The 9,252-nt window shown below is 62.1% G+C and carries 11 protein-coding genes; all 11 read left to right on the top strand.

The genetic code is table 11. From position 1 onward, the window contains the following. Positions 1-161: 161 nt before the first annotated feature. The 11 genes from OMP44_RS15300 (at position 162) to OMP44_RS15250 (ending at position 9,196) form a co-directional block, all read left to right on the top strand. A complete protein-coding gene (locus OMP44_RS15300; RefSeq protein ID WP_280309412.1) occupies positions 162-1,211 on the top strand; it encodes an AAA family ATPase in 1,050 nt (349 codons plus the stop codon). Further along, positions 1,208-1,672: a hypothetical protein gene (locus OMP44_RS15295; RefSeq protein WP_257706735.1), complete on the top strand. Its 465-nt coding sequence runs from the start codon at positions 1,208-1,210 to the stop codon at positions 1,670-1,672. The genes OMP44_RS15300 and OMP44_RS15295 overlap by 4 nt, the downstream gene beginning before the upstream one ends. Before the next feature lie 60 nt (positions 1,673-1,732). Then, a complete protein-coding gene (locus OMP44_RS15290) occupies positions 1,733-2,059 on the top strand; it encodes a DUF5983 family protein (RefSeq protein ID WP_108576338.1) in 327 nt (108 codons plus the stop codon). Positions 2,060-2,255: 196 nt separating this feature from the next. Beyond that, positions 2,256-3,452 (top strand): DUF3150 domain-containing protein, encoded by a 1,197-nt coding sequence (locus tag OMP44_RS15285; RefSeq protein ID WP_280309411.1) that lies wholly within the window; start codon positions 2,256-2,258, stop codon positions 3,450-3,452. Positions 3,453-3,518: 66 nt separating this feature from the next. Continuing rightward, the gene (locus tag OMP44_RS15280; protein WP_280309410.1) at positions 3,519-5,252 is read left to right on the top strand and encodes a VWA domain-containing protein; all 1,734 of its coding nucleotides are present in this window, start codon (positions 3,519-3,521) and stop codon (positions 5,250-5,252) included. Positions 5,253-5,351: 99 nt separating this feature from the next. After that, positions 5,352-5,774, top strand: coding sequence for a hypothetical protein (locus tag OMP44_RS15275; protein WP_074585472.1), 423 nt, complete (start codon positions 5,352-5,354; stop codon positions 5,772-5,774). Positions 5,775-5,993: 219 nt separating this feature from the next. After that, the gene (locus OMP44_RS15270; RefSeq protein ID WP_278897442.1) at positions 5,994-6,749 is read left to right on the top strand and encodes a hypothetical protein; all 756 of its coding nucleotides are present in this window, start codon (positions 5,994-5,996) and stop codon (positions 6,747-6,749) included. Between the two features lie 87 nt (positions 6,750-6,836). Then, a complete protein-coding gene (locus tag OMP44_RS15265; protein WP_108576318.1) occupies positions 6,837-7,247 on the top strand; it encodes a hypothetical protein in 411 nt (136 codons plus the stop codon). Between the two features lie 80 nt (positions 7,248-7,327). Then, entirely contained in the window at positions 7,328-7,810 is a 483-nt protein-coding gene (locus OMP44_RS15260; RefSeq protein WP_278897440.1) for a hypothetical protein, read from the top strand. Between the two features lie 57 nt (positions 7,811-7,867). Then, positions 7,868-8,518, top strand: a complete 651-nt coding sequence (locus OMP44_RS15255; protein ID WP_278897439.1) for a hypothetical protein — start codon at positions 7,868-7,870, stop codon at positions 8,516-8,518. A gap of 192 nt (positions 8,519-8,710) precedes the next feature. After that, complete coding sequence (locus tag OMP44_RS15250; protein WP_278897437.1) at positions 8,711-9,196, top strand: hypothetical protein; 486 nt, start codon at positions 8,711-8,713, stop codon at positions 9,194-9,196. Positions 9,197-9,252: the final 56 nt, after the last annotated feature.

Below are 9,252 nucleotides of genomic sequence, written 5' to 3'. Positions count from 1 at the left end.
TAAACCTCCGGTTTACCAGAGCTTTCCCGGATCTGTTCTCTGGCTATGCGGCCCGAGAGCGATAACGCAGCTGTGCGTCTTCACAGCAATCATTGAAACCCTACAGGGGCCACCACGCCCCGTAGGGGAGTGGTGCGCCTCCAACTCACTGGAGATTCACCATGAACCTTTCCTCTTGCGTCCCGATGTCCGCCTACGGTGTTACTGGTACGAACGCTGACACTATGTCGCCTGCGTTCGCCGCCGAGAATCACCCGCTACTCGACCTGGTACCCAAGCACAACGCGCAATTCCTGTTCCGCACTGAACTGCGCATGCCCGTGATGAACTTCCTGACAGCGTCAGGCGGTGACTCGCTGGCACTCGTAGGCCCTACCGGCGCCGGCAAAACGTCCGTCGTCGAGCAGATTGCAGCGCGGATGCGGTACCCACTGCGCAAGGTCAATGCCCACTCCCGCATGGAAATGCCTGAGCTCATTGGTCAGATGTCGTTGCAGTGTGATCCTGTCACCGGTGATCAGCAGACCGTGTTCGCGCACGGGCCGCTGGCGCTGGCGATGAAAGAGGGCAGCATCTTCCTCCTGGATGAAGCTGACTTCCTGGATCCGGCTGTCATGGCCGGCCTCAACGCGGTATTGGAAGGCGGCGCCCTGGTGCTGGCCGAAAACCGTGGTGAGGTCATCGTGCCGCATCCCAACTTCCGCTTCATCATCACCTGCAACACGCGGGGTCAAGGTGATGAGACGGGCCTCTACACGGGTACCTTGTCCCAGAACCTTGCGTCCTGGGATCGGTACCGCATGCTGGAAGTCTCCTACCTGAGCAAGGAGGAGGAGCTCGCGGTTCTGCAGGCGACGCTTCCCCAGGTCGATGCGACGATCCTGAGCACCATGATCGATGTGGCCAATGGAGTGCGCCAGCAGTTCATCGGCAATCCCGACCAGGCGCTTAAGGCTGGCCAATCGGGGCTCACGGTCACCTTCTCGACGCGGACCCTGCTGCGCTGGGCCCGTATCGCGACGACCTACAGCACCGCTGCCAGCAAGCAAGCGAACTTCCCGTTCGCCTGCCCTCTGGCGCAGGCGCTGCGCGAGGCACTGACCAACCGGACGGACAAGCCCATGCGACTGGTGATCCATACCATCGCGAAGGACAAGTTCGGCGCGGCCTGGGCAAATGATCCTGTCGTTCCATCGGTAGTTAAACCGTGACGCTCTACTTTGCGCTGGCCCCCGCGGACCAGAACGAGTTCGAGCAGGCGAATACGCAGTGGTGGGCTGGCCAGGCATTGTCTGGCTTGAGCGCTGCTGCGGCATCTCTCGGAATCTCCGGCGCCTTCGAGGCTGTGCAGGCTTCCTTCGGGAAGCTTGCCGCGGGCTCGGTGGATCCGGAGTACGAGGTCGAAAAGGTTGTGATGCTCATTGCACTCAAGGTAGCTCTGGAGGAGCCGTCGAATCTGACCCTGTCAGACGATACCGGCGCCACATTGGAGCCCGCTCGGCCGGATGGCTGGGACCTGGTGCTGCAGCGCGTCTGCAACCTCACCGATGCGTCGATGCCGAAATGGCGTGATGCCCTGGTTACCCTGGGCGTTATGCCGCGGCCGATGGATCTTTCGAGCCTTGTGGTCGCCGATACGGCTGCTTCAGGCGAGACGTCCTTCTGCTTTTAAACCACCCTGGCGGGGCCATCCCGCTGGGGTGGCCTCCGTCCCTTACGATGGAGCGATGCAATGCAACTGAACCTCACCAAGTCGATCGAGCTGTCCAATGCCCACGTCACGCAGGAAGACTTCCTGCTGCTGGACCGGATGGCCGCCGACTATCGCGACGTTCTCAAGACCGACGACACGTTCGTGCCAGCGGTGCTTGAAACTCGCCATGGCTATGTCATCTGTATCGGCAGCAGGACGATCGCAGGCCTCATCGAGGCCGGCGCATCGAAAGCCTTCAAGGACATCCTGGACTACTGCCAGAATGCCCATGACGGCGCGATCATGTACCTGGCGTTCGACCGCGACGCTGAAGTCGAGGACGATCTGCCGACGTTTGACTGGTGAATAGGGGCCTTCGGGCCCCCGTTCTCTGAGCCCGATTTGCTATAGTTGGCTATAGCAAATCCGGTTCTCGGCCGCCTCCATGTGGAGGCAGCTGCGAAGTGCCAGCTGGGCACTCAAAACACCAGCAGCTCATCTCAAACCCAATGGGGGTCTCTCCCCATCGGGGAAGACTCCCGCCCAAACCGGAGTCTTCACCATGCAAACTGCTCAACCCATCAAGGAAATCGAAACCCTCAGCAAGCTCTTGCTGGTAGGTCTCGACGTCAACATCTGGTCCGGCCGCAAAAAGCTCCGTATCGAGGACCTCGGTCCTGGTGTGGATCTGCCGCCGGCGGAGCTCGCATCGCTGGGAAGCAAGCGGATCATGGATCCCGAGCAGATCAAGCGGTTCGACAACCTCAAGCGCCGCGCCCATCGCCTCCTCGAGAGCGAAGGCGTGCGCTTCCTGGGCGGCTACGGCATCCCGAACGACGCGGCTCCGGCCATCGCGAAGGAGCTCGACGACATCCAACGCGAGTTCGGCCTTGAGATCAAATCCTTCCTCGACAACTACGACTCGAACTTCGACGCGTGGGCGCAGAAGTGGGATCAGGATCCGAAGTGGCAAGCTGCGATCGAGAAGGCCAAGACCCCGAAAGAGGTCGTGGCCCAACGTTTGGGCTTCCGCTACACCCTGGTGCGCGTGGTGCCCGACAAGTCCGATCCGGCCCTGAGCAAGGGGCTGGAGCAGGAAGTGGAGGGTCTTTCCGGACAGCTGTTCCGGGAGATCGCGGACGCGGCCGAGGACCTGGTGGATGGCAGTTTCGCCAACAAGTCCTCTGTCAGCCGCAAGGCGGTCAGCGCGATCCTGAAGATTCACCGCAAGCTCACCTCGCTTGCGTTCTTGAATCCTGGGATCCATCTGGTTGCCGAGCACATGATGTCCGTCATCGAGCAGCTCCCCAAAAAGGGGCCGTACGAGGGTGGGCATTTCCAAACGCTGCAGACACTCATGCTGTCCTTGAGTGACGAGCGCAACATCTCGAAGCTGGCCACGTCCTTCGCGGCATCTGCTGCGCAGACTGCCGCCACCGGTGGCGTGCCGGCGGCGAGTGTCGTGACCGAACAGGCCCCGGCAGCTGCTGGTGTCGTCGTAGCTTCTGCCGCCGTGATCGAGCAGTCGCCGTCCCCTGCGGACGACGGCGGCATGTCCGTTGGCGAGCTGCTCGATGAGATCACCGGTCAGCAGGCAGCACCTGGTCTTCAGGATCTGAGCTCGGTAGCTGCAGAGCTGCAGGCCCGGGCCATTGATGGGCAGGTGATCGATACCCAGATGTCGGCGTTGGGCGTTGCTACGTCTATTGCCAATATCCCAATGCCGACTACCCAGGACGCCTTGGACTTCTGCATGTAAACCAACCCCCCGGGGGCACCTGCCCCCTTTGGGGGTGGTGTGTCCTCCACTACTGGAGTGACAGCTATGCAACGTTCTCTGAGCAATGCCTTCCCGATCATCGCGCGCTACTTCTGCGACGACCTGGGGGTGCGCATCGAGTTTGGTGGAAACCAGCCGGCGACAAAGGACAAGGTGATCTACCAGCCGGTGCTCAAAGATGAGTCGCCACGCATGGTCAACGTCTCCCTCGGGTGGACGGCCCATGAGTCGGCGCACATCAAGTACACGGACGATGAGCCCTATGAGCTGGCCTATGCAGTAAGCCCCTTCATGGGTCGCTTTCTGAACCTGCTCGAAGACCTGCGGATCGAGAAGCGCATGATGGAAGACCATTACTGCGCCATCGAGCCACTGCGGGTGACCGCCCAGGAGGTGTTCCAGAAGCCTTGGAGCGCCGACGGCAAATCCGAAGCGGTGGTTTTGCACGACGCCTGCCTGATCATCGGCCGGGCGCGCTTGCTCAATCAGCCGATCGAAGAGGTCGCCGTTGTTCTGGACGCTGCGTTGGCCAACACCTTTGGTGCCGGCCGACGCGCGAAGATCCTTGGTCTCCTGTCCACGGTCACCGGCTTGCCGGATACCGCGGCGGTGTACCAGCTGGCGCATCGGATACTCGATGTCTTGGATGAAGAGGAGCCTCAGCAGCCAGACGCTGGCGCGGATCCAGATCCTGCGCCGCAAGGTCAGGACGAGAGCCCACAACAGGGCCAGGATCAAGGCGCTCAGCAAGGCCAGGATCAACCTGGTCAGGGTGAACAGGGCAACTCCAGCAAGGGCAATCAGGCAGGTCAAGGCGACGCGCAAGCGGCGTCCGGCCAGCCTGGAGCCGATCAGCAGGGCGCTCAGCCAAGCCTGAAGCAGCGGGTGGTAAACGCTGACTCACAGGCGATGCAGGATGCGCTTGGGGACGTCTCATCCCAAGCCGCTACCCTGATCAGCGCCAACGCCGGCGGCACAAGCTCCACGCCGAGTTCGGTGCTGGCGCACGCCTTTGGTTCACAGGCTCTGCAGCAGGACGTTGTCGTCAACGGACGCGCCGCCTCCATGGGGCTGCGCCAGGTGCTCAACGGCCTCATTCAGGGCAGCCAGAACGCACGGGTCACCGTGCGCAAAACGGGCAGTCGCCTGGATACAGCGAGCCTTGCACGGGTGAGGGTTGGGGAAAACCGGATCTTCCGGAAACAGGAACCCGTGCAGCGTACCAACGCTGCTATCCAGCTGTTGCTCGATGGCTCCGGCTCTATGGGTGTGAAGACCGGCGGGCGCAAGCCTATCCAGGTTGCGGAGGAGGCGTGCTTTGCGATGCTTACGGCATTGGAGGGTATTGCCGGCGTTACCAGTGGTGCGATGGTCTTCCCTCGGGGGAATCGGGAGCAGGTCGGTGTTTTGAAACGGCACGGCCAGAACCTGGCCAGCGCCGTAGCAGAACAGCGCTTCGGCCTGACTGCTTCCGGCGGAACACCGTTGGCCAGCGCCATGTGGCCGGCCGCCGGCGATCTGCTGCGCGCCAAGGGACAGCGGAAGGTGCTGATCATCAGCACCGACGGCGACCCGCGGAACGTGACCGACGTGATCGATATGGTCGCCCGGTGTCGCGCTTCAGGAATCGAGGTGTTCGCGATCGCCTATGGCGAGGCGAAGGCCACGAAACTGCAGCTGATGTTTGGCACCGGTCACTGGCAGCTGCTGGATGACCTCGGGCAGTTGCGCAGCGCCCTCCAGGCGCTCGTGCAGCGTGTGTTGACCCAGGCCGCCTAACCGCGGCCGCTGATCTACCAACCGCCTAACGGCGGACAACCCACCAGGGGACATACCCCCCTGGTGGGGGGTGTGTCTCCTCCTAACCGGAGGCATACCATGCAACTTGCGCTTTCTTTCACCGAAAGCTCGTTTTGCGAATTTCCCTTACCGCAGCGCTTGCCCAGGCCGCGGGTCAAAAGGGCGCCTCGCAAGACGAACACCGCGGTTGATATCGAGCAGCTGTATTTCGACCTGCTGGCCATTCCGGACAGCGAGGTTGACACCTACGTCTGGACTGACGCAGACATCGATCGCGTTCGCGAATACATGCTGCATCACGCGCTGGGCGTTCTGCTGGACCGGCGTAATTCGCTGGCATCTCGGCAGGAGCATTGGGCTTGGGTGATGGACGAGGAGGACTTCGGTCCCTTTTCGTTCAAAACCCTGGCCTACTTCGCCGGCGTCGACAGTGAGTTGCTGCGCGAGGGGTTGGTTCGAACCCTCACCAAGCACCAGGTCCTCGAGCAACTGACGGTGTGATTGCTTGACACCTCCCCCCTCACCGGGGGAGGCTTTTTCTCGAGTCTCATGGGCAGAGCGCCAGGCTGCGCCGATCAGATTCTCCTCGACCTCTGTTGGTCGAGAGATAACTAGCTGGAGGTTTCCAGCACCTATCGTTCCGGCCCGTCCGGAGCATCACACCCTTGGGGGCACGTTCCCCTTTGGGGTGACGTGTCTCCTCTCTACGAGGAGTTCACCATGCGTTATCTACCCACCCAGTCACCTGTAGTCGATGCCCTGCTGTTCCCCTATCGTGCTCCGGATGCCTATCGCACCCGGGCGGATTACGAGCAGCTTGATCGGCTTCAGCGTGAAGCACTGCAAGACCGGCAGCGCGAATTCGCGCAGCGCCTTCGCGGGGTCATGAAAGACGGGCCGTGCTCGCTGCGCAGCTTCCCTTCGCGTGCAGCAGACACCTCCTGGGAGGACTTGCCGCGGTTCCATCACGCTGCGCAGTTCATCCCGTTTGAAAGGTCGACCCCGGCCGCCGGGCAGGACTATTTCACGGCGCCGCCGGCGAGCCTTGCTGACTATGAGGGCTTCGACGTCGGCGAGGATCTGCCGGTACCCGATGAAACACCTGCTGTCCCGTCCAAGGCGGAGCGGCGGGCGCCCGCATCGGCGGCGTCCTCGGACGTCATCGACTGGTCCGACGCAAAGGAAGGGGTAGTCAAGCAACATGGCCGCTATCGCTATCGCTTCGAAAGGAATTCCTCATTCTCCTACCTGGTTCGCTTGGACACTGGTGGGGACGTGTGGGGAATCGAGCTGCAGCAGGTCGTCAATGAGCTGAACATCGAGGCTGGTGATCGGGTGCAGCTCAAGCGCATGGGAAAGGAAACTGTCGAAGTCGACGAGAAAATCCTCGACGCCGATGGCAACCCGACCGGCACACGCAAGAAGCGCGTCACGCGCACCATCTGGCGTGGCCGCATCCTGCAGAAGCACGCCTGATCGCCGCCGGCGTTTCCGGCATTAACCTACCCTGAGCGGGCCACTCCCGCGTAGGGGGTGGCCCGCTCTTCAACTGGAGAGACGACCATGACACAAGCCGATTCGGTACCCACTTTTCGCTTCAAGCAGCGCCTAAGCTTCGCTGGCCAGTGGGAACACGATGTGTGGGAAAACGGCCGGCACTACCTGGTGATTGTGGGGGACAGCTCCCACCGGCACCTGCGGGACTTGATGAGCGGCCTCACCGATGAGGAGTACCTGCGCGATGTGGTTGGTCGCGAGAACCTCATCAGCTGCGTCAACCAGTCTGCGCCTAGCGCGGCGCTGGTGGATGCCTTCAACGCCTGGCGACAGGATCTGCATACCGAGCGCCTCAACCGGCTATGCAGTCAGCCCGAGCGCTATGGTGTGATCGAGCAAGACGATCCGGTTCGCAAGCCCTATCCCATAGTGCATGCGGCCCGATACGAACCAGGGGTCGGTTGGGTGCGTACCTGATCAATCCTCGATAGACCTTCAACCCTCTGCGGCCTTTCTCCCGCGGGGGGAGGGGCCGCTCTCTTCATAGGAGCTTCCCCATGACGACTACCCAAACCGTGCCTTCTGCTGAGCTCAAGCGAACCATGCTCAACCTTCGGGTGCGCTGGCGCTCGAGCTACCAAGGCCGCCATTCGTTCGACTGTGTTTTGGACGGCGCATCGTGCCGGTTTGAGGTTCAGACCGAGCGCAGGATCCGCGATACCTACTCGAACCTCTCGCCAGAGGAGTTCGAGCGGGACGTCAACGGGTCAGTCGGCCTGGTGCGTTGTTTCTTGCCGCTGTCGCTTGAAGCCGTTGCAGGGTTCAATCGGTCACGCTACGACGAATTTAAGGCGCAGATCGATCTGATCCTGGCCCAGCCGGAGAAGTATGGCGACTACACGCCGAAGCCATTTCGGGTGTACCTCGGCGGGGTGTGGAGTAAGGAGGCCGGCTGGTCTCGCCTCCACACGTTCGATGAGGTGCTAGCGCTCAGCGGTATCCCGCCTAATGAAGCGGTAGACGGTACGCAACACCCATAACCCACTGCGGGATCACCCCGCACTGGGATGGTCCCGCTCCCACCCAGGAGCAATACCATGAATACCCATCAAGCCCTGCTGGTCTGTCAGCTGCTACTCAAGCGTGCAGGTTCTCGCGTGCGTCTACGGCAGCCCTCGCATTGCGGGACCGATTTCTGGTCCTTCACCGTCGTCGGCCGTGGTCGCCTCGGCAACCGCATCGTGGTCCCGTTCGTCCATAGCTTCCAAGGCTATCGGATCCTGGGAATCCTCGATCAGACGGGCCGCAACGCTCGTTGGAGCGGTCTTGGCCAGGCGCTCACCGGATGCCGCCAGCTGGCGCACTACGGTGACATCGGCCAGGTGGTCGTCCGTTTCGGACAGCCTACGCTGCTCAAGGAGTATCACCTGGGCTCGCCCGAGGTGATCCCACGGCTGTCGCCGACGCTGCGCAAGCTCCTGACAACGGCGCCCGCAGCCGATCAGCTGATCGTGCGGGACCGCAACACCGGTGACGACGTGGTCACCAGCACGCTGCCCGGGGAGGACGTCGCTCAGCTGCTGAGCAGCTGCCTCGCCGGCGCCGCGGTTGCAGCGCCTGGGAACGCCTCCCAGCTGATCGCTGAGTTTGGTTTGGACCTGTGCTTTGGCACCGGGACTGATCGCGGGATGCTGCTATCCCGAGAGACGCTGCGGCGGACGCGTTTCGCCCTGCTGACTGTTGCGTGACACACCTGCCCCCATCCAGGGGCAGGCCTTCTACCGAGTCTTTTGAGCAAGCGATGGCTTGCTGAGCAGACTTCTCCGTCATCGATGTCGATGCCGGGAAAGCCAGCTGACGCCTAGTCAGCACCCCACCAACCCAGCGCGGGGCTGCATGGTCCCGCGTGGGGATCATGGCCTCGCTTCAAGGAGCAGACCATGAACGATCGTACCCTTCACACCCTCATCGCCGCTCTGCGTTTCTGGCAGCTGCACGAGGGCCAGCATCCATCGCCGTTGGTGGATGTTGCCAGCAACGACGGTGAGGTCGACCCGCTCTCCAGCGAGGAGATCGATGACCTCATCGAGAATTACCTGAACGCCGACGGCGCCAACCCAGTAACAGCAATTGGCGCCGAGCTCGTCCAGGACGCAGGTACGGTGATGGTCTCGCCTCCGACGCTTGTGGTGACGCTCTCTGAGGGCGGCATTACGAACCTTCAATCTTCTACGGCTATGCGGGTGGTGACGTTGGAATACGGCGCCCCCGACGCTGAGCTGTACGAAGAGACCGGCGTCGACGGTGAGGATTGCATCGTTCGCGAACACAGCCTGTCCAGGCACGTCGTCGGCGGTAGCTTTGCCATAGATCCCGATCGCGTGATGAGCGTGATCGGCCAACTCAGCGCGTCCTCACCGGCGTGACCTGAGCTTCAACCCTAGCGGGCATTCATGCCCGCTAGGGGCGTGCGTGCCCGCCT

The sequence above is a fragment of the Pseudomonas flavocrustae genome (genome assembly GCF_029872515.1).
Taxonomy (GTDB): domain Bacteria; phylum Pseudomonadota; class Gammaproteobacteria; order Pseudomonadales; family Pseudomonadaceae; genus Chryseomonas; species Chryseomonas aestiva.
This window is presented reverse-complemented; position numbering and strand designations above follow the sequence as displayed.

Coding starts and splice junctions, on each gene's coding strand:
- OMP44_RS15290 (WP_108576338.1), top strand. CDS start 1,733: ATGCAACTGAACCTCACCAAGTCGATCGAGCTGTCCAATGCCCACGTC.
- OMP44_RS15260 (WP_278897440.1), top strand. CDS start 7,328: ATGACGACTACCCAAACCGTGCCTTCTGCTGAGCTCAAGCGAACCATG.
- OMP44_RS15275 (WP_074585472.1), top strand. CDS start 5,352: ATGCAACTTGCGCTTTCTTTCACCGAAAGCTCGTTTTGCGAATTTCCC.
- OMP44_RS15300 (WP_280309412.1), top strand. CDS start 162: ATGAACCTTTCCTCTTGCGTCCCGATGTCCGCCTACGGTGTTACTGGT.
- OMP44_RS15250 (WP_278897437.1), top strand. CDS start 8,711: ATGAACGATCGTACCCTTCACACCCTCATCGCCGCTCTGCGTTTCTGG.
- OMP44_RS15255 (WP_278897439.1), top strand. CDS start 7,868: ATGAATACCCATCAAGCCCTGCTGGTCTGTCAGCTGCTACTCAAGCGT.
- OMP44_RS15270 (WP_278897442.1), top strand. CDS start 5,994: ATGCGTTATCTACCCACCCAGTCACCTGTAGTCGATGCCCTGCTGTTC.
- OMP44_RS15265 (WP_108576318.1), top strand. CDS start 6,837: ATGACACAAGCCGATTCGGTACCCACTTTTCGCTTCAAGCAGCGCCTA.
- OMP44_RS15285 (WP_280309411.1), top strand. CDS start 2,256: ATGCAAACTGCTCAACCCATCAAGGAAATCGAAACCCTCAGCAAGCTC.
- OMP44_RS15280 (WP_280309410.1), top strand. CDS start 3,519: ATGCAACGTTCTCTGAGCAATGCCTTCCCGATCATCGCGCGCTACTTC.